Genomic DNA, 22,088 nt, shown 5'->3' with positions numbered 1-22,088 from the left:
AAAATAATAGATCTATTAAGAGAACAAAAATGAACCTAGCTGAATTTCATCAAAATATTGAACAAGTGTGGGATCACATTGAAGAACAATGTGATGAGCAAGATGTGGACGTCGATTTTGAACGGCAAGGATCCGTCTTCACCATGACTTTTGGCAACCGTACACAAATTGTCATTAATAAACAAGAATCCATGTTAGAACTTTGGCTGGCTAGCCGTTTAGGTGGTTTACATTTTGCTTGGAAAGATAACGACTGGATTAACCACGATGGTAAACGCTTTTACGATTGTTTAGCTGAAGCCTGTGCGGCTCACGGTGAAGAAGTGACATTTGGCTAATGGAATCGCTGTCTTCCTTTGATTTGAACGACAATAGTACGGTGCCAAAAAAACACGATTTTTCCACCGCACTTGCTGATCCTTTACAAGTATTAAAGGATGTATTCGGCTATCAATCTTTCCGCAAAGGGCAACAAGAAGTCATTCAATCTGCATTACATGGACAAGATAGCCTTGTCGTGATGGCGACAGGGAACGGGAAATCCCTGTGTTATCAAATTCCAGCCTTGTGTTTTTCAGGTCTAACCTTAGTTATTTCGCCATTAATTTCCTTGATGAAAGATCAAGTCGATCAACTGCTGGCAAACGGCATCGCTGCGGATTATCTCAATTCCACACAAACCTTTGAACAGCAGCAACAGGTGCAAAATAAAGCCATTTCTGGTCAACTCAAATTACTTTATCTTTCCCCTGAGAAGGTGATGACGAATCACTTTTTCTCTTTTATTTCCCATTGTTTAGTCAGCTTTATTGCTATTGATGAAGCCCATTGCATCTCCCAATGGGGGCATGATTTCCGTCCTGAATATGCTCAACTCGGCGGATTAAAGGCTACTTTTCCAAATGTGCCAATTATGGCATTAACCGCCACAGCAGATAACACCACCAGACAGGATATTTGGCAAAATCTTCGTTTAAATCAACCGCACTTATATGTAGGCAGCTTTGATCGCCCGAATATTCGTTACACCTTAGTGGAAAAATTCAAGCCAATGGAACAGCTCTGTAATTTCGTGGCGGCACAAAAAGGCAAAAGTGGTATTGTATATTGCAACAGTCGCAATAAATCGGAAAAAGTCGCTGAAGCCTTAAAAAAACGTGGGGTATCCGCAGATTTCTATCATGCAGGCATGGATTTTGCCGAACGTGAACGTGTGCAACGAGCCTTTCAGCGAGATAATATTCAAGTGGTGGTTGCCACCATTGCTTTTGGTATGGGAATTAATAAATCTAACGTGCGATTTGTTGCTCACTTTGATTTATCTCGCAGTATCGAAGCCTATTATCAAGAAACGGGGCGAGCAGGGCGTGATGATTTACCTGCCGAAGCGGTATTATTTTATGAACCCGCCGATTACGGCTGGTTACACAAAATGCTACTGGAAGAACCTGAATCGCCACAACGAGAGATTAAACAACACAAACTAGAAGCCATCGGTGAATTTGCCGAAAGCCAAACTTGTCGCCGTTTAGTATTACTCAATTATTTCGGCGAAAATCGCCAAACGCCTTGTAATAACTGTGATATTTGCTTAGATCCACCGAAAAAGTATGATGGCTTAATGGATGCACAAAAAATCCTTTCTACTATTTATCGCACGGGTCAACGCTTTGGTATGCAATACGTGATAGGCGTTATGCGTGGCATGAATAATCAACGTATTCGTGATTACCAACATGATAAACTAAGCGTCTATGGCATTGGCAAAGACAAAAGCAAAGAATATTGGCAATCCGTGATTCGCCAATTAATTCATCTCGGTTTTATTCATCAAGTCATGAATGAGGTTGGCGTACAATTACAACTCACCGAAAGTGCCAGACCCATTTTACGTGGTGAAATCCCTTTAGAGCTGGCAACGCCACGCTTATCCGCTATTGCAACGGTTTCTGCCCCACAACGTAGTGCAGTGACCAATTACGATAAAGATTTATTTGCTCGCTTACGTTTTCTACGCAAACAAATTGCCGACCGAGAAAATATTCCGCCATATATTGTATTTAGTGATGCGACCTTACAAGAAATGTCCCTCTACCTACCAACCAACAAAGTGGAAATGCTACAAATTAATGGCGTAGGGGCAATTAAATGGGAACGATTCGCTCAACCGTTTATGGCGATTATTCAAGAACATAAGGCAATATTAGAAAAAAGCTAGTATAAAAAACCGCACTTTACCAAAAGTGCGGTTCAAACTTCCTAAGCTTTCAGCTTAAATTAAGCTAAATATTTTTCTAAATCTTCGCTACCACCGATGTACTGACCACCAATAAAGACTTGTGGAACAGATGTTTTGCCTGTAATAGCACGTACAGAGATAGTTGAAGCATCACGACCTAATACGATTTCTTCAAAGGTATAGCCTTTCACTTTTAATAACCCTTTGGCTTTCGCACAGAATGGACAACCTGGTTTAGTGATGATAGAAACTGATGGTTTAGCTTCCCATTTTGGATTTAAATATTTGATCATGGTATCGGCATCAGAAACTTTGAACGGGTCGCCCGGCTCTTGTGGTTCAATGAACATTTTTTCTACTACGCCATTGCGTACTAATGCAGAATAACGCCATGAACGTTTGCCAAAACCTAAATCTTCCTTACCAACAAGCATACCCATACCTTCGGTAAATTCACCGTTACCATCTGGAATAACGGTAATATTTTCTGATTCTTGGTCTGCTTTCCAGGCGTTCATCACGAATGTATCATTGACAGACATACAGATAATGTCGTCAACACCCAATGCTTGAAATTCACAGGCTAATTCGTTGTAACGTGGTAAGTGTGTTGATGAACAAGTTGGGGTAAATGCACCCGGTAATGAAAATAATACAACAGTTTTGTTGTCGAATAATTCAGCTGATGTTACATCAACCCATGCATCACCTTGGCGAGTATGGAATGTAACTTGAGGAACTTTTTTTCCTTCCATATTTGACATAATTTTCTCCAATTTAAGTGGTTAGTTGTTTTTACTGAGTGGATTATAGGTAATTTTGTGGTATAGTTACAATCAATTAATTCTATCCTTTTAATTGTTTATACCTATAAGGAACTTTTTTATGAATATTCGTGATTTAGAATATTTGGTCGCACTTGCCGAATATAAACATTTTCGCCGTGCAGCGGATGCTTGCCATGTAAGTCAACCGACATTAAGCGGACAAATTCGCAAATTAGAAGACGAACTCGGTATTATTTTATTAGAACGTACCAGTCGCAAAGTGTTGTTTACACAATCTGGTTTGTTGTTAGTAGATCAAGCGAAAACGGTGTTACGTGAAGTTAAATTACTCAAAGAAATGGCAAGCAATCAGGGGAAAGATATGACGGGACCGTTGCATATTGGGGTAATTCCGACCGTCGGTCCATACTTACTCCCGCATATTATGCCCCTGTTAACGCAAAAATTCCCTGAATTAGAGTTATTTTTATATGAACAACAAACAGCACATTTAATTGATCAATTAGAAACCGGACATTTAGACTGTGCCATTGTGGCATCAGTAGAAGAAACCCAATCTTTTATTGAAGTGCCACTTTTTTATGAAAAAATGCTGATTGCGGTATCGGAAAAACATCCTTGGGCTAATGAACCACAAATTCCCCTTTCCGCATTGAAAAATAAAGAAATTTTAATGTTAGATGATGGACATTGTTTGAGAGAACAAGCGCTTGGATATTGTTTTTCTGCTGGGGCAAAAGAAAATTCCCATTTTCAAGCCACGAGCTTAGAAACCTTACGTAATATGGTCGCCGCCAATGCTGGTATAACGTTAATGCCCGAATTAGCAGTATATAATGAAGGTAATCGTCAAGGGGTGAAATATATTCCTTGTGTAGATCTCGAACCGAAACGTTCTATTATGTTAATTTATCGCCCCGGCTCGCCATTACGCCAACGTTATGAACGTATTGCACAGGCTATTGCCGGTGCGGTTAAACCGATTTTAGAAGATAAATAATATGGCTGGAATTCGTGCTTTACAAAAAGAAAAAACACGCCAAGCATTAATTAATGCGGCGTTTAATCAATTAACCGCGGAAAAAAGTTTTGCTAACTTGAGTTTACGTGAAGTTTCACGAGAAGCGGGTATTGCTCCCACTTCCTTTTATCGTCATTTTAAAGATATGGAAGAATTAGGGTTAACCATGGTGGATGAAGCGGGGCTAACCTTACGTCAATTAATGCGACAAGCCCAGAAACGCTTGCGTAATGGCGGTAGTGTGATCGAGGTATCCATTGATACGTTCTTTGAGTTTATTGAAAACAACCCGAATGTATTTCGTTTGCTATTACGTGAAAGTACCGGTATTTCTTTACTGTTTCGCACCGCAGTTTCGCGAGAAATTAAGCATTTTATCGAAGAATTAGGCGAATTTATTACTTATCGTTTTAATTACTCCAGATATGTTGGCTATATGCAAGCAGAAGCCAGTGTCACATTAACTTTTAGTGCCATGTCGAAAGCCTTAGATATGGATGAAAAAGATCGGACGGCATTAAAAGAACGGGTAATTTTACAACTGCGGATGATTGCTAAAGGCGCTCAATTTATGGCGATTAAAGAAAAATAGAACATAGGCAAGGTAAAAAATTCAGTTGCCAAATTAGGCAAGACTCTCTAAAATACCGCCGATTTCCCTTCAGGAAATGAAAAAATACCTTTCTTTTAACTTTAAACGTTGCCTGTGAGCAACAAAAGGATCAAATCATGACAACTCATCATGTTGATAAATATAGCTGGAAAGCCTTATTAGGATCCGCCGTTGGCTATGCCATGGACGGTTTTGACTTATTGATTCTCGGCTTTATGCTCAGCGCGATTTCAGCGGATTTAGCGTTAACCCCAGCGCAAGGCGGTTCATTAGTCACTTGGACTCTGATTGGTGCGGTAGCCGGTGGGCTAATTTTTGGTGCATTAAGCGACAAATATGGTCGAGTGCGAGTACTGACTTGGACAATTGTATTATTTGCGGTGTTCACGGGACTTTGTGCTTTCGCTCAAGGTTATTGGGATTTACTGATTTATCGCACCATTGCGGGTATAGGTTTAGGTGGCGAATTTGGTATCGGTATGGCATTGGCAGCGGAAGCATGGCCGGCTCGTCATCGAGCTAAAGCGTCATCTTATGTCGCATTAGGTTGGCAAATTGGGGTCCTCGCTGCAGCATTATTGACCCCATTATTATTACCGATTATCGGTTGGCGAGGTATGTTCTTAGTGGGAATTTTCCCTGCTTTTGTGGCTTGGTATTTGCGCGCTAAGTTACATGAACCTGAGGTGTTTGTTAGAAAACAAGCGAGTAGCAATAAACCGAAAAAATCACCTTTCAAATTATTAATCAAAGATAAGAACACCACAAAAGTCAGCCTTGGAATTGTTGTCCTGACATCAGTACAAAACTTTGGCTATTACGGTATTATGATTTGGTTACCTAACTTTTTATCTAAACAACTCGGCTTTAGTTTAACTAAATCTGGGCTTTGGACGGCAGTGACAATTTGTGGCATGATGGCTGGCATTTGGATTTTTGGTCGGTTAGCAGATGCTATCGGACGTAAACCAAGTTTCCTCATCTTCCAATTGGGTGCCGTGCTCAGTATTGTGACCTATTCCCAATTAACTGACCCAACGGCTATGTTGTTTGCCGGTGCGTTATTAGGTGCCTTTGTGAACGGTATGATGGGAGGTTATGGGGCGTTAATGTCAGAAGCTTATCCAACCGAAGCACGTGCTACTGCGCAAAATGTCTTATTTAATATCGGACGTGCGGTGGGTGGCTTTGGACCCATTGTGGTTGGGGCGGTGGTTTCAGCTTATTCGTTCCCAATTGCTATCGCATTTCTTGCCACGATCTATGTGCTTGATATGCTAGCGACATTTTTCTTAATACCAGAACTCAAAGGCAAAGCATTAGAATAACCCTTATTTTCACCTCACTTTAATTCAAAATATAAAAGTGCGGTGCTTTTTTGCGAGATTTTGCGTTATAATACCATCAGTTTAAGGCAACGTTCCCGTTGCCTTTTGTTTTCTTATAGGTATAACAACATGCTAAATAAAATATTTTCTTGGTTTGAGAATCGAATTAATGCCTACCCAGATACGCCCCCTAAAACCCCAGAAAAAGGGTTATGGCGGTTTTTATGGTCAAATCTAGAAGGCACGAAAGCCTGGATTGCGTTTTTCGCTTTTTTAACCATTGGTGTAGGGGTTATGGAAGCCCTCATGTTTCAATTTATGGGGAAGTTGGTCGATTGGCTCAGTGCTTATACACCAGAAACCTTATGGGCTGAAAAAGGACATTATTTAATCGGAATGTTCGCTATTTTGGTGTTAAGTATCGGTTGGACATTTCTCACATCTATGGTCCGTTTGCAAACCCTACAAGGGGTTTTTCCGATGCGGTTACGTTGGAATTTCCACCGTTTAATGCTGGGACAAAGTTTAAGTTTTTACCAAGATGAATTTGCCGGTCGTGTCTCTGCTAAAGTGATGCAAACCGCTCTTGCGGTACGAGACACCGTTCTCACTGTAGCCAACATGGTGATTTATGTTGGGGTTTATTTTATCACGTCAGGAGCAGTATTAGTCGCCTTTGATAGTTGGTTTCTGGTGCCCTTTATTCTATGGGCCATTATGTTTGGCTGTATTTTATACTATCTTATTCCTAAATTAGCCAAAACTGCTGAACATCAAGCTGATGCTCGTTCGCTTATGACAGGGCGAGTAACGGATGCCTATTCAAATATTGCTACCGTCAAATTGTTCTCACATGGCGAGCGTGAAGCTTCCTATGCGAAAAGATCGATGGAAGAATTTATGCGGACTGTGCATGCACAAATGCGCTTAGGCACAAGCTTAGATGTATTAACTTATGCGAGCAATATCTTCTTAACTTTAAGCTCTGCCATTTTAGGCGTGATACTTTGGCAACGGGGAGCAGTTGGCGTGGGAGCCATCGCGACATCTACTGCCATGGCACTACGAGTGAACGGTTTGGCACATTGGATTATGTGGGAATCCGCTCGCTTATTTGAAAATATTGGTACGGTAAATGACGGTATGCAGACCTTATCAAAACCACATACCATTGTAGATAAACCAAATGCCACGACATTACGAATTACCCAAGGGGAAATTCGTTTTGATAATGTCAGTTTTGCTTATACGCCCGAAAAACCACTGTTACAACAGTTTAACTTAACCATTAAGGCAGGTGAAAAAGTAGGGTTAATTGGTCGTTCTGGTGCGGGTAAATCCACCATTGTCAATTTATTATTACGTTTCTATGAAACCCAACAAGGCGCCATTACGATTGACGGGCAAAACATATTAGATGTACAACAAGAAAGCCTACGTAGCCAAATTGGATTAGTCACACAAGATACTTCATTGTTACACCGTTCTGTACGTGAAAATATCATTTATGGTTGTCCTAATGCCACTGAACAAGATATGCTCAATGCAGCTCAACGAGCAGAAGCCGCTGATTTCATTCCGCTATTAACTGATGCAAATGGTCGCCGAGGCTATGATGCTCACGTTGGAGAACGTGGCGTAAAACTCTCCGGCGGACAACGCCAACGTATTGCCATTGCCCGAGTGATGTTAAAAAATGCCCCAATTTTGTTACTTGACGAAGCGACGAGTGCGTTAGACAGTGAAGTGGAAGCAGCCATTCAGCAAAGTCTTGATAAAATGATGGAAAACAAAACCGTGATCGCCATCGCCCATCGTTTATCCACCATTGCCGCGATGGATCGTTTAATTGTGTTAGATCAAGGACAAATTGTAGAACAAGGTACCCACGCTGAATTATTGGCACTAAATGGCTTATATGCCAAATTATGGCAACACCAGAGTGGGGGATTTTTGGCGGAATAAGGGTTTCTTTATTTAAACGGTTCGAAGTGCGGTGAAAAAATTTATTGTTTCACCGCATTTTTAACAAAAAAACAACAAATGTTATTGATTATAATTATCATTACGATTAATATTAGCTCGCGTTTTAGCTGTTTATTTTTTTAATCACATCTTAAATGGAGCTTAAATATGAAAAAAAAATTTACCCTTTCCACACTCTCAATGAGCCTTTCCTTTGCTGTACTTCCTTGTAGTTTGGCTTACGCCCAAAATGAAGAATGCCAGCAAGATCGCAGCCTAAAACAATGTAAAAACACCCTTGATACGATTATTGTCAGTGCAAATCGAAGTGCAACTGACAGTGCCAAATTTGTAGGACAAGCCTCTAAATTTGAATCGGACTCATTATTAAGTCAAAGTCGCTTAATTGATGTTTTGGGTGAAAGTCCAAATGTGGACTTTGGTCGAGATATGAGCCGCCAAATTGGACAAAATTTCAAAGTTCGTGGCTTTGGTTATGGCGATATTGATCGCGTGATTATTCAACAAGATGATGTACCACGAGATCCAACGCTTTATTCCAATCATATTTCTAGTTTTAGAAGCGATAGCGACATTCTTAAAAATATCGAAACTGTAAAAGGAGCGTCCTCAATATTACATGGTTCGGGTGCCATTGGAGGGATTATCAGCATGACGACAAAAGATGCCTCTGATTATCTTCGCCCAGGACAACAATATGGTGCAAGTATTGGAGGACGTTTAGAATCTAATAATATGAAAAGTGGCATGGTACAGCTTTATGCTCGCCCCAATGCTGCCCCAGTAGATATTTTATTCCACGCTAAGCGAGCGTTACATGGCAATGTGAAAATTGCAGATGGCGGGCAAGATGGTATAACCCATAATAAAAATGATGAACATATTAATAGCTATTTTGCTAAATTTGGTTGGGATATGAATACCAATCATCGCTTAACTCTTTCTGCTTTTAATTATACCGATAAACTCAACACTGGTTGGCAGACCCTTTATCATGATTATGATGAAGATAATCCTGTACGCGGTAAACTTAGTCAAAAAGACTATGTATTAACCCATCAATATAACCCTAGCAATCCTTGGATTAATCTTACTTTGCGAGCATTTTATTCCGAAGCGGAATATCATCGTATTGCGAAAAGTACAACATCTCTAAGCGATTACACCAACTCAGATAAACGTTACGGTTTTTCTGCTAAAAACATTGCCAAGTTTCAGACAGGTCATTTAGATCATGAATTAGTGCTTGGTGCAGATTATAAAAACAAAAAAATGGATGCCACTTTTATAACCTTAGCAGGAAAAAACGATACCGGCGCATTCCCGAATACCAGCCACGATATTGGCTTGTATTTCCAAGATAATATTCAATTTAATCGTCTCATTCTCACCCTTGGCGGACGTTATGATATTTTTAAACGTAAGGTAGAAAAAGCAGGCGGACAATCTTATAAAGAAAAACGCTTTTCTCCTCGTGTGGCATTGAGCTATGAAGTGTTAGACGGCATTAATTTACTCGCTGGCTATTCAGAAACATTTCGCGCACCGACACCAGATGAAACCTCATCACAAGGATTATTAAATCCACATTATTACTATCTTCCAAATCCAGACTTAAAACCTGAAACCGCCAAAGAATATGAAACCGGTTTTTCTGTGTCTAAAAATAATTTGTTTAATCTAGGGCATGCTATTTATTTTAAAGCCACATACTTTAATGGCAAAATTAAAGATATGATTTCGCTCCAAGCCAGACCAGAATTGGGGGAGCCGCCTGAAAGAATGTATCCAAACTACCCAGCACAATATGCGCAATATCTCAACGTATCCAATGTGAAACGTACTGGGGTGGAAGCGGAACTTAAATATGCCATCGGCGATTTACTATTAAGTAGTAGTTATGGTCATTTGAAATTAAAAAATACCGCCACTGGCAAACGCGTATCCACTTTTGCCGATCGTATCACCGCAGGTATCGCTTATAGCTATCATCCTTGGGATTTAACCGCAGGGTTTAAAGTAAAACATTGGTTTAAACCAAAAGCCGATACCTTTGATTATTATTCAAGAGACAAGCATTATTCCTATGTAAATGGTACCTTTACCCAAGTGGATTTTAACGGCATATGGCAACCCAAAAGTACTGGATTTGGCTTTATCGACCAAGATCTCAAGGTAATGTTTGGGGTTAACAACCTATTGAATAAAAAATACAAACCTGCAGGAACATTGGATACCACAGCAACCGGGGGACCGGGACGTAATTACTATGTTCAAGTAGAAAAACGCTTTTAGTTTTATTTAAAGATAGTATTTTTATGGTCATAATCATAAAAACTTCATAACAGCAAACCCAAAAGTGCGGTGAAAAAAGTTTATTTTTTCACCGCACTTCACCATTCATTTACACGTCTTAATCTTCAACCTTTCTTGATTTTCCCTTAATAATCTTCATCATTTCTGCAATTTGGGGCTTCAGTTCCTTGAACAATGGATTATTACGATGTTCCATGACCACCTCGGTCATTAACTTCAATCCCACCGCAAAACGTTGTGCCATTTCTAAAGTAAAACCGTCACGCTGTTGTGTTCTTTCAATAATTGCAAAAATATTATCATGATTGGGAGCGGAAAAGGTGATTTCTTGATTCACTTCGTTCCCCTCATGATCACTGAGGTATTTGACATTGACTTGATATTGATGTTGTTTCATACTGCCTCCTTTTAAATTATCAGGTATCTATTCACTTTTCAGTCTAACATGCTTTAATCATTTAGTCTTGCTCCACAAACCCTAACGCCGTTTCCACCACGTCCACCCCCGCATTCGGCTTGCACGCATTTTCACTTAAATGTCGTCGCCATTGTCTTGCCCCTTTGCAATTTTGGAATGCACCCAATATATGGCGAACAATATGATTTAAATACACACCCTGACTGAGTTGGCTTTCAATATAAGGGAACATATTGCGTACCGCTTGATGAGCGGTGATGATCGGTGCATTAGGGTCAAATAAGGCTTGATCAATTTCGCCTAATAAAGATGGATTTTGATAGGCTTCACGGCCCACCATTACCCCATCAACGTATTGCAAATGGGTTTGTATTTCTGCAATGGTTTTAATGCCACCGTTAATGCTAATCCAAAGGTGCGGGAAATCTCGTTTGAGCTGATACACTCGCTCGTAATCTAAAGGTGGAATTTCACGATTTTGTTTTGGGCTTAAGCCAGAAAGCCATGCTTTGCGAGCATGGACGATAAAATCCTGACAGCCCACAGCTTGCACTTTTTGCACAAAATCACACAGAAAATCATAGCTATCTAACTCATCAATGCCAATTCTGGTTTTCACTGTGACAGGAATTTGCACCGCACTCTGCATAGCTTGCACACAGTCTGCCACTAAATCGGCTTTTGCCATTAAACACGCGCCAAACATGCCGTTCTGTACACGATCAGACGGACAACCCACATTTAAGTTGATTTCCTGATAGCCCCGTTGTTCGGCTAAAATCGCACATTGTTTGAGCTGTTCAGGGTCGCTACCACCTAATTGTAAGGCAACTGGATTTTCCGCTAAATCAAACGCTAAATGATCATATTTGGCGTGAATAATCGCTTGAGCCGTTACCATTTCCGTATAAAGCAAAGCCTGCTTGCTAAATTGACGATGAAAATAACGGCAATGACGTGTCGTCCAATCTAACATTGGTGCCACGGAAAAACGTCCACGGTAATAAGGCGTAGGAAAGTGCGGTTGATTTTGCATAAGTTTTTGAATTATCCTTGTTCTTGAATACGTTGACGAAAACGTCCTGCGGCAAAATGGTAAAACGGTTTTGGCATAATTTGACGTGACACAATAGTCGATACAATCCCACCAATTAATAACCAGATTAACACGGGTTGACTACCCGTCATTTCCATCACTACGACAGCAGCTGTCACGGGTGATTGCGTGGCACCTGCTAAAAAGGCTGCCATACATAATAACACCAATAAACGACCATCTACGAGTTCACCAGTGAAACCAGAAATCTGTGAGCCGATTCCAGCTCCCACTGTCAATGCAGGGGTAAAAATACCGCCAGCAATCCCCGTCCAATAGGTCGCCACCGTGGCAAATAATTTGGCAATGCCAGTCGTTTCTGGTTGAATCAGTTGCCCATCTAAGGCTTGCGTGACCACTTCATAACCCGTGCCATAGGTTTGTCCGTTAGTATAAGTGCCTAATCCCGCAAGAATTAGCCCTAAAATTAATGCCATAGTAACGGGGTGATGGCGAACCCAACCACGAATCAGAGCAGGCACCACGCCAACTACACCTTTTGCCAATAAACGAGCAAAAATCCCCCCTAAAATTCCACAAATAACACCACACATTAGCACCCAAAGCAAAATATCTTTTGTATTTGTAGCACCTTTGTATAATGGAAAATAAGGGTTGTTACCGTCAATCGCCACTAAAATAAAACCCGCTGCAAGAACGCCTAATAACACACGACGTTCCCAACGCAAAATTACCCCACGCCCCAATTCTTCAAGGGCAAAAATAACCCCAGCTAAGGGTGCATTAAAGGCAGCCGCTAAACCACCACCTGCACCAGCTGCCATTAATTCATTGGCATTCAAACCACGAAACGCAATATTATGATGATGACACCAATTTCCCCAAGCCAACATCACCGCTGCCCCCACTTGCACCGAAGGACCTTCACGCCCCACCGATGCACCAAATAACATGGCTAAAAAGGTTAATGGGATTTTCCACAAAGTTTGCACAAATTGTACTAAATAGGACTTTCTCGCACCATGTGGCAAGCTCAATGCAGCAATCACTTGCGGAATGCCACTACCGCCCACATAAGGCGTATATCTCGGTGTAAACCAAGCTAACAACGCCATACCCAAAGGTAATACTAGCCAAACTGCAAGGGGATATTTAGCCGTCCAAAGTGCGTTCCATTCCAGCCCTAATTCTGCTAATTTCGCAAAACCAAGAGAAAATAAAGCAACTAAACTCGCTCCAATCAATAAGCAAGAAAATTCAATGGTTTTTCGAGAAATGCGGTGCGTTTGGCGTAATTTTTTGTGTAAAAAGTAACGGATATTCATATATTAGCGATAAATAAACTATTGTTTAGATTTCATTATATTACCATAAATACATAAATAGTTGTTCTATTCTTCAAGCTGCATTATCTAGCTCGAAATTTTGTGAAGTATCTCTCATTTTGAATATTTCTTGCTTTATTTTTTACGGATTTTACGCCACCATTTAGGTAAGTAATGTTACTTTTTGATGATCAATGAACAACGAACAACTCACGCGCATTTCTTATATTATTTTAATGGGCTTCGGTTTTCCCATTATGCGATTTACCAGCCTACATTTTGACACGCTAAATAATAATGCGGTGCGCTGTTTAGCGGGAGGATTATTTTTTATATTAATCTGCCTAGTTAAATTCTGCCAAGAGCTGAAAAAAATATTCGCTGAACCGACCATTATTTTTAGCCTGTTACTGCTCGCTGTGTTAATGACAAGCAACATGTATTTTTTTATTAATGGATTAAAATATACTTCTGCCGTAGCAGGCAGTATTTTTGGCATTCTCGCTATGCCATTGGCCATTATTATGGCTGCCATTTTCTTTAAAGATGAACGACAACGAGCAAAACAAAAACGGTTTTATTTGGGAAGTGTCGTGGCTGTCATTGGGTCATTATTGTTTGTGCTTTTTAGTGATAAAAGTAGTGAAAACAGTGATTTTATACTCGGTTCCGTATTTTTAGCTACCGCCATATTTATTCAGTCTATCATGAATTTGGTGGTAAAACAGGTATCAAAAAGACTACACGCGATTGTGATTAGTGCCTCCACCGCCACATTATCAGGCATACTTTATTTAATACTCGCCATTCACACTCATACCATTGAACAATTGCAAAATGTCAGTCAGGTAATGTTAATTGGACTCGGATTAGCCGGTATTTATGGATTACTCACAGGCATGTTAATGGCATTTTATATCGTACAAAAACAAGGGGTGGTGGTGTTTAATATTATTCAATTAATCATTCCTCTTTCCACCGCCGTTATTGGCTATTTCACACTCGGTGAAAAAATTAACCTATATCAAGGATTAGGCGGAATAATCGTGATTTTAGGTTGTATTTTAGCCTTGAAAAAGATAGGCTAAATCATTAACAATCCTGTTAATGATTATTTTAATAAAAATAAGGAGATACTATGACAACAATTTTTAATATTGCACAAAACTGGTTAGCACAAGATCCCGATGCAGAAACCAAAGCAGAATTACGTCAATTAATTGAACAAGCTCAAGCAGGTGATCATACTGCCACAGATGAACTAAAAGCCCGTTTTGACGGACGTTTGCAATTTGGTACCGCTGGCTTACGTGGACGTTTACAAGCTGGCTCAATGGGGATGAACCGTGTTCTCGTGGCTCAAGCTGCTGGCGGTTTAGCCAAATTTATTCAAGGTTATGATGAAAAACCCTCCATTGTTTTAGGTTATGATGGTCGAAAAAATTCTGATGTCTTTGCTAAAGATACCGCTGAAATCATGGCGGGAGCCGGGATTAAAACTTATTTATTACCCCGTAAATTGCCAACCCCAGTGTTAGCCTACGCTATCCAACATTTTGACACCACCGCAGGCGTGATGGTGACTGCCAGTCATAACCCACCGGAAGATAATGGTTATAAAGTGTATTTAGGCAAAGCCAATGGTGGCGGTCAAATCGTTTCGCCCGCTGATAAACAAATTGCGGCGTTAATTGATGAAGTCGCCCTTGGCAATATTCAGGATTTACCACGCAGCCAAGATTACATTGTGTTAGATGATGACGTCGTCAACGCTTATATTGAAAAAACCGCAAGCCTAGCCAAACAGCCAAAAGCCGAGATTAACTATGTTTATACGGCGATGCACGGTGTGGGCTATGAAGTGTTAAGCAAAACCTTGACCAAAGCAGGCTTACCACAACCCCATTTAGTCACTGAACAAATTCAACCCGATGGCACCTTCCCAACGGTGAATTTCCCTAATCCCGAAGAAAAAGGGGCATTAGATTTAGCTTTTAAATTAGCCAAAGCGAAAAATGCTGAATTTATTTTAGCTAACGACCCAGACGCAGACCGTTTAGCCGTGGCAATGCCTGATGCGCAAGGCAACTGGAAAGCCTTGCATGGTAATGTGATCGGTTGTTTGTTGGGTTGGTATTTAGCCCAGCAAAATCAAGGAAAACAAGGCGTTCTAGCTTGTTCTTTAGTATCATCGCCAGCGTTAGCAGAAATTGCGAAAAAATACGGTTTCCAATCGGAAGAAACCTTAACAGGGTTCAAATATATTGGCAAAGTACAAGGCTTATTATTCGGTTTTGAAGAAGCTATAGGCTATTTAGTTGACCCCGATAAAGTGCGTGATAAAGACGGTATTTCTGCTGCTATTGTGTTCCTTGATCTCATTTGCTATTTAAAACAACAAGGCAAAACCCTTGCCGATTATATCGCAGAATTCACCCAAGAATTTGGTGCCTATGTCAGTGGTCAAATTTCTATTCGTGTCAGCGATTTAAGCAAAATCGGTGAATTAATGACCGCACTTCGCCATAATCCACCGAGTGAAATTGGCGGACATGCGGTTGTCCAATTTATCGATCATTTAAAAACCGAACGCCAAAATGATATTTTGGTCTTTATGCAAGATAACGGCAGCCGCTTAATTGTTCGTCCATCTGGTACCGAACCAAAAATCAAATTCTATTTAGATGCCAAAGGCGTAAATGCAGAAAATGCCGATCAGGTGTTAAATGATTTTGATCACGCCGTGCGTGCCATGTTGCGTGATGAGAAATATGGCGGGCAGGATTGTTAGGGTGTTGATGGCTTAAAAAAGACATAGTAAACAAAAGTGTTGCTAATGATTATTTTTTATTTCTTTAGCAACCTTTTTTATTTAAAAATCCGTGATGAACAATAAGTTTTCCTTATAAATGATGATCCGGTGGGTAATTGCTATGCTAATTAGTTAGCAATAGATATTTTTAGTAACATTTTTGTAAAAATAGCGTAAAAAATATTCAATTTTTTTATTTATCATTATATAATCATTTATACTTTGCTTGTTTGTGAGAAAATTAATGCAAAAATTACAGATTATAGCCAAAAGCATGTTAATTCTTTTATTGTTATTTAGCCTAATATCCATGGTGATTTCTGCAATTTGTTTATCTTTTGGCATAGGAAATGTGCTATTTTTTGCTCGACTTCATCAAATAGTCGGTACATGTTTTATGGTTTTATTGATTATTCATTTTATTCACCGCCGTCGCAAAGCGTTGAAACAGATTGCTCAATTAACCGATGTTTGTTTTAAACAAAAATATCCGTCCTATTGTAATTTGGATAGATTATTAATGACTTTTGAGCATGTTACCGTCAAAGAATTAGCAGAAAAATTGTGTCTTCCTTTAACGTTTTTACTCACTGAATTACATCAAGGTCGAGTTAACATTACGGACCCCAATAAAACCTTTAGAGAAAATTTGAAAGATAATGATGAACGCTTATTTTCGGCGATCACCATTGCTTTAAAATTACGTTTCAACCCTAACCAATAAGGAAATTATTAATGAAAAAATCGTTAATTTGCACGGCTATAGCCGTAGCTTGTTGCTCCGCAACCAGCTACGCTGAAGTCTTTACTCTTGGTCAAATTGATGTAGTGGAAAATGATACTGATATTAGTACAGTTTCTGTCAATCAAGATCAACTTCGTCAAAATCAAATTTCCAATGTGGCTCAAGTGGCTAAAATGTCCCCCGGCGTGTCTTTTGAACGTGGTGGTGCTCGTGGTGAACAAAATATCCGTGTGCGAGGTTTTGATGCACTCAGAGTACCTGTATTTATTGATGGTATTCCGGTTTATGTGCCTTATGATGGTACAATGGATTTAGGGCGTTTTACTACCTTTGATTTAGCGGAAATTAATATTTCTAAAGGGGCAAGCTCAGTCTTATATGGGGCAAATACCATGGGGGGTGCCGTCAATTTGGTAACTCGCAAACCAACTAAAGCGCTTGAAGGTACGATCGGCTATGGTTATCAAACAGGACGTAATAGCCACACTGCGGTGAATCAAACTTATTTTAATTTAGGTACCAAACAAGAAAAATTCTATGCACAAGTGAGTGGTAGTTTTGCTGAACGCCAAGGCTTACAGCTTTCGCGTGATTTTCAACCGACCAGTTATGAAAATGGTGGACGGGCGGAAAATTCATCCAGCCGCGATCGCAAATTAAGTTTGCGTGTGGGTTACACCCCAAATGCCACCGATGAATATGCGATTTCCTATTCCAATCAAGATGGCAGAAAACAACAACCATTTTATACGGGCAATGGTAAACCAAGATTTTGGCGTTGGCCAGCGTGGGATAAAGAAAGCATTTATTTCTTATCACATACCGAATTTGCAGACGGTCAATATTATTTAAATACTAAATTATTCCACGATACGTTCAAAAATGATTTAGAAATTTATAACAATGAAACCTTTAGCTCACAGGGTAAAAGTACCAGTTATTACCGTGATTATTCCTATGGAGCGGGTTTAGAGTTCGGGGCAAATACCAGTGAAAAGAATATTTTAAAATTATCCGCACTTTACAAATTTGATGTGCATCGCGATCACGATGATGATAATCCAGTGGCTCGAGATGAAGATCGTACCTATAGTGTTGGTTTAGAAGATACTTATCGTGTTACCGATACAACCAAAGTGATCATGGGGATAAGCTATGATTATAAAGATGCTATCAAAGCACAAAGTTATCAACTTCTTTCAACGGCAAGTGGAGAGTATGGACTTTATAATTTTGAAACTGGTTCACAACACGCATTCAATTATCAGGCAAAATTAGCGCATAATTTTAGTCAAAATGACGAATTAAGCCTAAGTTATGCGCATAAAAGTCATTTACCAACTATGAAAGAGCGTTATTCGCGTAGGATTGATCGAAATCGTTTACCAAACCCATTCTTAAAACCAGAAATTGCGGATCATTTTGAAATTGGTTATTTCCGTACTTTCAGTGATATGTTTAAGGTAGAGGGGGCATTATTCTATAGTCATGTCAAAGATGCGATCAATGAAGTGGCGATCAATGATGCCAGTGCTGATGTGCAAAACCAAAATGTGGATAAAGCCATATACAAAGGTGTTGAGTTAGGCGTAACGACGTTTATCACTAAAGACATCACTTTGGGTGCCAATTATACTTATATTCATGCAAAGAATGGTGATTCAAGCATTAAAGTCACCAATTTACCCCGTCATAAATTCTTTGCTTATACAGATTGGAAAATTACTCCAGAATTATCTGTTTATTTAAGCCAAACCGCAGAATCTGGGCGTTATGCGTTGGTGAATAAAAAATACGAAACCCTATCAGGCTTTGGTACCACCGATGCCAAAATCACTTACGCCTTTAAACAAGGGTTAAGTATTGATGTGGGGGTATCCAATATTTTTGATAAAAATTATTATTTGACTGAGGGTTATGTAGAAGAAGGACGAGTTTATTTTGCCAATGTGAAGTATTCGTTCTAGTAAAAACTTAAACGTTTTTAACCGCACTTTTGTTAAATGATCTGTACCCCAAAAGTTGGACGAATAACCAACCCATTAAGGTGCAGATTTTTATGACTAAATACCACCAAACTTTAAACCATAAGTGGTAGGTTTTTACTTTGTAAATGACGAAAACATGTCCCTTATGCTTCACTCTTTTTATCTACTAAAAGACATCTACTTTATCTATACCGATATTTTTTAGCATAATAGTTTAATTATGTTTAGCTACAACCCCACCACCTTATCACTCTCCCATTTACTGTCATTTTTATGCGTAGTGAAAATCACCGTGCGGTGTTGGGCTTTGATGTAATCTAATACGGCGGTTTCGCTGCTGTCGTCTAAGGGGGCGGTTACTTCGTCTAATAGCAAAATTGGAGCGTTTTTCAGCAAGGCGCGGGCTAAACATAGGCGTTGGCGTTCGCCACCGGAGAGTTTTTCGCCGTTTCTGCCGATTTGTTGATTTAGCCCTTGCTCACGGTTTAATAAATAACCTAAATTAAGGCTCTGTAATATCTCGGTTAATTGCTCATCGCTGGCTTGGTTGCCTAAGCGTAAGTTTTCGGCAAGTGTGCCGGCAAATAACACAGGTTCTTGTGGCACATAGGCAAATTGTTGCATAAAGTTGCGGTAAGGCAGGGTTTTGATGTCGGTATTGTTGAGTAAAATTTGCCCTTGTTCGGGGTCATCAAAACGCAGTAGTAATTCTAATAAAGTGCTTTTGCCACAACCGCTTGCCCCTGCAATTTGGACGCGTTCGCCTTGATTTATCTGAAAATTGATATTTTTCAATACGCCATAATGTAGCTTGCAAATGCTTAAAACAGCGTTATTTTTCACCGCAGTTTTATCGTTGTTTGGGGTAACATTGTGTTGGGAAATATTGTTTCCGTCAACATCCTTTTGCTTAAGATGGGGAGCATTCAGCAATTCTTGATATTGGGCGAATGCGGTTTTTATGCTGGGAAGCGAAAGCAGGGCAATAGCAAGGGTTTCAAAGGGAGCAGCAGCCCGCGCGACTAACAGCACAAGCAGTAAAATTTGTAGCGGCGTTGCCCCATTGGTTGCCAAACCGATGGCGACGATCAGCATTGGCAATAAGCTACTTAGGGTAGCAAGACTTATCATTACACTCGCTAAACGGTTGAGTTTGGCTAACAATGTGGCGTTGTTGTACCATAAGGCGTTTAAGCCTGCGCCGGCGTGTTGCATACCACGCACACTCCGCCAAAAGGCTAAATTATCCACAAATTGCAAACTCTGTTCATCAAGCTGTTGTTGCAGTTGTTGGCGTTGTTGTTCAAGTCCTTGCAAGGTGCGTTGTCCGACTAATTGCAAGGCAAAAGCGATAATTAAACTGACAATAACTAACAAGCCGATTTGCCAACCAAAAGCATAAATCACGCCGCCGCTAATCAATATTGGGAAAAGCGAAGCATAGACAAAAGTTTGCATTTGGTGAGCAGGTAAACTCATTAAAAATAGGATTTTTTCGGCTGCCATACTGCTGGCTTTGGCTTGATTGGCAAGACTAAACCACGATAATTTGGCATTGCGTAACACTTGTTCAAGTCCTTGATATAAATCGCCTGCGAGTTTTACCCCTGATAAATAGCCGAAGCGTCCTGCAAGGGTGGTAAACAGTACGCAAATCACCGCCAAACATAACACCGTGGCGAAACCTGACTGCTGGGCAAGGGCATTTATCAAGGCAAAATAAAACAGGGTTTCTAATAATGCCACTCCCGCCCATAACAAAACAGGCAAACTAAAGCGTTGATAGATGATTTTTTTGAGTGTGGAATGTTGCATAAAAAACCTGTTAAATTGAAGATAAATGAATGACACAATCGGCTTGTTGAATCAGCGTTTGGCTATGGCTGACGAGCACAAGGGTTTTGCCTTGTTGTTGCAAGGTACGTAAGGCTTGAATCACTAACTGACTGCTGTGTTCATCTAAATGGCTAGTCGGTTCATCAAGCAGGAAAATTTGTGCCTTGCTGATAAATGCCGCCGCAAGTTGTAGCCGTTGGCGTTCGCCACCTGATAACAAATCTGCCGCTTGGTTGAAAGGATAATCCAAACCAAGTTGGCTTAAGGTTTGTTGCATTCGCAAGGAGTCAATATCAGGCTGTTCAATGCTTATAATTTGCTCAATGGTACAGGGTGGCAGTTGAATTTGTTGCGGAATATAACGCAATAGTTGATGAAAATAATGTTCATCAAAGGCAAAAATAGGCGTGTTATTGAGACGAATTTCCCCTGAACTAAGCCGTTCTAAACCTGCAATGGCGCGTAAAAGTGTGCTTTTACCACAGCCACTTCGCCCTGTAATCACGGTCAGTTTATGCGGTTCAATACGTAGATTAAAGGGCTGATGTGCTGATACCGTTTTATCAAATTGCACACAGGCATTATCCACTTCAAGGGTTAAATCTGGCGTTGCTGTTGCGGTAAGCGTTCCCCATTGAATTTTTTCTTCGCTCAAAAATTGCTTAATGCGGGTCAATGCTCCTTTGCCGATGCGTAAATAATCAATGCCGTGTCCAAGTCGCAACACAGGGGTAACAAAAGATAGGCTAAAAAACAGCGCTGCCGCAATGATGTCAAGCGGTTGTTGATAGGTCAGGGCATAAGTAATCGCAAACGTACTCACCGCTTGTAACAACGCCACCGCAAAGGCGGACAGCGTGGCAACTTTTTTCACCCATTGCAACATTTCGCTGGTAAATTTGGCGGTTTGTTGTTGATATTGAGCCAAGAAATCTTGCTCACCGCCAAACACACGCTGAATTTTTATCCCCTTAAAATAATCTCCTACCAGCTCAATAATGCGTTTGACTACTTGCATTCTCGCTTCGCTATCTTTGGCACTGGTTTTGGGTAAAATCCACACATAATACAGCGATGCAAGTAGTGCCGGGGTGAGAATGAGCAGGGTTTTTGCCCCCAATAACAGCCATAACAGGCTAAACGCCGTCAGCGGCACAACAATAAATACCGCAATTTCACTGGGTAAGTGAGCAAAAAGATGATGGATACGTGCAATATCGCTGGTCAGCAAGGCTTGTAAATCACTGTTGCTATAACGAGAAAGGGTGCTATGGGGCAGATAGCTTAAATGTTGTGCGGTTTGGGTGCGTAAATGCTCGGCTAAACGCCCTTCTACACGGTGTGCAAGATAAGCGGATAAACCGCTACACAACGCCGCCACGCTCCACACCAGCGCTGTCCACCCTAAATGGCTAAACTCGGCATCTGCCACAAATTGTGCAATCAGCCAAAAACCGCACAATAACAGCAAGCTGGCACTCGCCGCAAGCAAAACACTCAAACAAAAGGGCAAGTGCTGATCTTTAAGTACGGAGAGAAACATAACCAATCCTTTATGATATAAGTATGACATTAGCAACGAACAGGCTAATCAAGCATTTTTAGTTATTCTAGAC

17 protein-coding genes are annotated in these 22,088 nt (G+C 40.4%); 11 read left to right on the top strand and 6 right to left on the bottom strand.

What is annotated here, in order from left to right; genetic code table 11:
- Window positions 1-29: 29 nt before the first annotated feature.
- Together cyaY and recQ are read left to right on the top strand one after the other, a co-directional pair.
- Window positions 30-338 (top strand): iron donor protein CyaY, encoded by a 309-nt coding sequence (cyaY, locus tag E0709_RS00175; RefSeq protein WP_132299370.1) that lies wholly within the window; start codon window positions 30-32, stop codon window positions 336-338.
- The gene (gene recQ, locus E0709_RS00170; protein WP_132299368.1) at window positions 338-2,218 is read left to right on the top strand and encodes a DNA helicase RecQ; all 1,881 of its coding nucleotides are present in this window, start codon (window positions 338-340) and stop codon (window positions 2,216-2,218) included. The genes cyaY and recQ overlap by 1 nt, the downstream gene beginning before the upstream one ends.
- Before the next feature lie 59 nt (window positions 2,219-2,277).
- Here recQ and E0709_RS00165 read toward each other — a convergent pair whose 3' ends face one another.
- Window positions 2,278-3,003, bottom strand: a complete 726-nt coding sequence (locus E0709_RS00165) for a glutathione peroxidase (RefSeq protein ID WP_132299366.1) — start codon at window positions 3,001-3,003, stop codon at window positions 2,278-2,280.
- 121 nt (window positions 3,004-3,124) lie between these two features.
- On the opposite strand from E0709_RS00165, the gene oxyR reads away from it, so the two are divergent.
- The 5 genes from oxyR to E0709_RS00140 all read left to right on the top strand — a co-directional run bounded on the left by oxyR (window position 3,125) and on the right by E0709_RS00140 (window position 10,270).
- The gene (oxyR, locus tag E0709_RS00160) at window positions 3,125-4,027 is read left to right on the top strand and encodes a DNA-binding transcriptional regulator OxyR (protein WP_132299364.1); all 903 of its coding nucleotides are present in this window, start codon (window positions 3,125-3,127) and stop codon (window positions 4,025-4,027) included.
- Window position 4,028: 1 nt separating this feature from the next.
- Window positions 4,029-4,640, top strand: a complete 612-nt coding sequence (fabR, locus tag E0709_RS00155; RefSeq protein ID WP_132299362.1) for an HTH-type transcriptional repressor FabR — start codon at window positions 4,029-4,031, stop codon at window positions 4,638-4,640.
- 137 nt (window positions 4,641-4,777) lie between these two features.
- The gene (locus E0709_RS00150; protein ID WP_132299355.1) at window positions 4,778-5,989 is read left to right on the top strand and encodes an MFS transporter; all 1,212 of its coding nucleotides are present in this window, start codon (window positions 4,778-4,780) and stop codon (window positions 5,987-5,989) included.
- 129 nt (window positions 5,990-6,118) lie between these two features.
- The gene (locus E0709_RS00145) at window positions 6,119-7,954 is read left to right on the top strand and encodes an ABC transporter ATP-binding protein (RefSeq protein ID WP_132299353.1); all 1,836 of its coding nucleotides are present in this window, start codon (window positions 6,119-6,121) and stop codon (window positions 7,952-7,954) included.
- 168 nt (window positions 7,955-8,122) lie between these two features.
- Window positions 8,123-10,270, top strand: a complete 2,148-nt coding sequence (locus E0709_RS00140) for a TonB-dependent receptor domain-containing protein (protein ID WP_132299351.1) — start codon at window positions 8,123-8,125, stop codon at window positions 10,268-10,270.
- Window positions 10,271-10,388: 118 nt separating this feature from the next.
- Here E0709_RS00140 and E0709_RS00135 read toward each other — a convergent pair whose 3' ends face one another.
- The 3 genes from E0709_RS00135 to E0709_RS00125 all read right to left on the bottom strand — a co-directional run bounded on the left by E0709_RS00135 (window position 10,389) and on the right by E0709_RS00125 (window position 13,091).
- The gene (locus E0709_RS00135) at window positions 10,389-10,688 is read right to left on the bottom strand and encodes a DUF3861 domain-containing protein (protein WP_132299349.1); all 300 of its coding nucleotides are present in this window, start codon (window positions 10,686-10,688) and stop codon (window positions 10,389-10,391) included.
- Window positions 10,689-10,749: 61 nt separating this feature from the next.
- On the bottom strand, window positions 10,750-11,745 hold the full coding sequence (gene dusA, locus E0709_RS00130) for a tRNA dihydrouridine(20/20a) synthase DusA (RefSeq protein ID WP_132299347.1): 996 nt from the start codon (window positions 11,743-11,745) through the stop codon (window positions 10,750-10,752).
- A gap of 11 nt (window positions 11,746-11,756) precedes the next feature.
- Window positions 11,757-13,091 (bottom strand): chloride channel protein, encoded by a 1,335-nt coding sequence (locus E0709_RS00125; protein ID WP_132299345.1) that lies wholly within the window; start codon window positions 13,089-13,091, stop codon window positions 11,757-11,759.
- A gap of 194 nt (window positions 13,092-13,285) precedes the next feature.
- On the opposite strand from E0709_RS00125, the gene E0709_RS00120 reads away from it, so the two are divergent.
- From E0709_RS00120 to E0709_RS00105, 4 genes are all read left to right on the top strand, one after another.
- Window positions 13,286-14,179 carry a DMT family transporter gene (locus tag E0709_RS00120; protein WP_132299343.1) on the top strand — a complete coding sequence of 298 codons (894 nt, stop codon included), beginning with the start codon at window positions 13,286-13,288 and terminating at the stop codon, window positions 14,177-14,179.
- 50 nt (window positions 14,180-14,229) lie between these two features.
- Window positions 14,230-15,882, top strand: coding sequence for a phospho-sugar mutase (locus E0709_RS00115; RefSeq protein ID WP_132299341.1), 1,653 nt, complete (start codon window positions 14,230-14,232; stop codon window positions 15,880-15,882).
- A gap of 265 nt (window positions 15,883-16,147) precedes the next feature.
- A complete protein-coding gene (locus E0709_RS00110; protein WP_132299339.1) occupies window positions 16,148-16,627 on the top strand; it encodes a hypothetical protein in 480 nt (159 codons plus the stop codon).
- 11 nt (window positions 16,628-16,638) lie between these two features.
- The gene (locus E0709_RS00105) at window positions 16,639-18,615 is read left to right on the top strand and encodes a TonB-dependent receptor plug domain-containing protein (RefSeq protein WP_132299337.1); all 1,977 of its coding nucleotides are present in this window, start codon (window positions 16,639-16,641) and stop codon (window positions 18,613-18,615) included.
- A 249-nt stretch (window positions 18,616-18,864) separates the two neighbouring features.
- Here E0709_RS00105 and E0709_RS00100 read toward each other — a convergent pair whose 3' ends face one another.
- Window positions 18,865-20,451 (bottom strand): ATP-binding cassette domain-containing protein, encoded by a 1,587-nt coding sequence (locus tag E0709_RS00100; protein WP_132299335.1) that lies wholly within the window; start codon window positions 20,449-20,451, stop codon window positions 18,865-18,867.
- 10 nt (window positions 20,452-20,461) lie between these two features.
- Window positions 20,462-22,015 (bottom strand): ATP-binding cassette domain-containing protein, encoded by a 1,554-nt coding sequence (locus E0709_RS00095; RefSeq protein ID WP_165867186.1) that lies wholly within the window; start codon window positions 22,013-22,015, stop codon window positions 20,462-20,464.
- Window positions 22,016-22,088: the final 73 nt, after the last annotated feature.

This window comes from Lonepinella koalarum (assembly GCF_004565475.1).
Taxonomy (GTDB): Bacteria; Pseudomonadota; Gammaproteobacteria; order Enterobacterales; family Pasteurellaceae; genus Lonepinella; species Lonepinella koalarum.
Note: the sequence above shows the minus strand (reverse complement) of the source record. Positions and strands in the feature narration are given on the sequence as shown.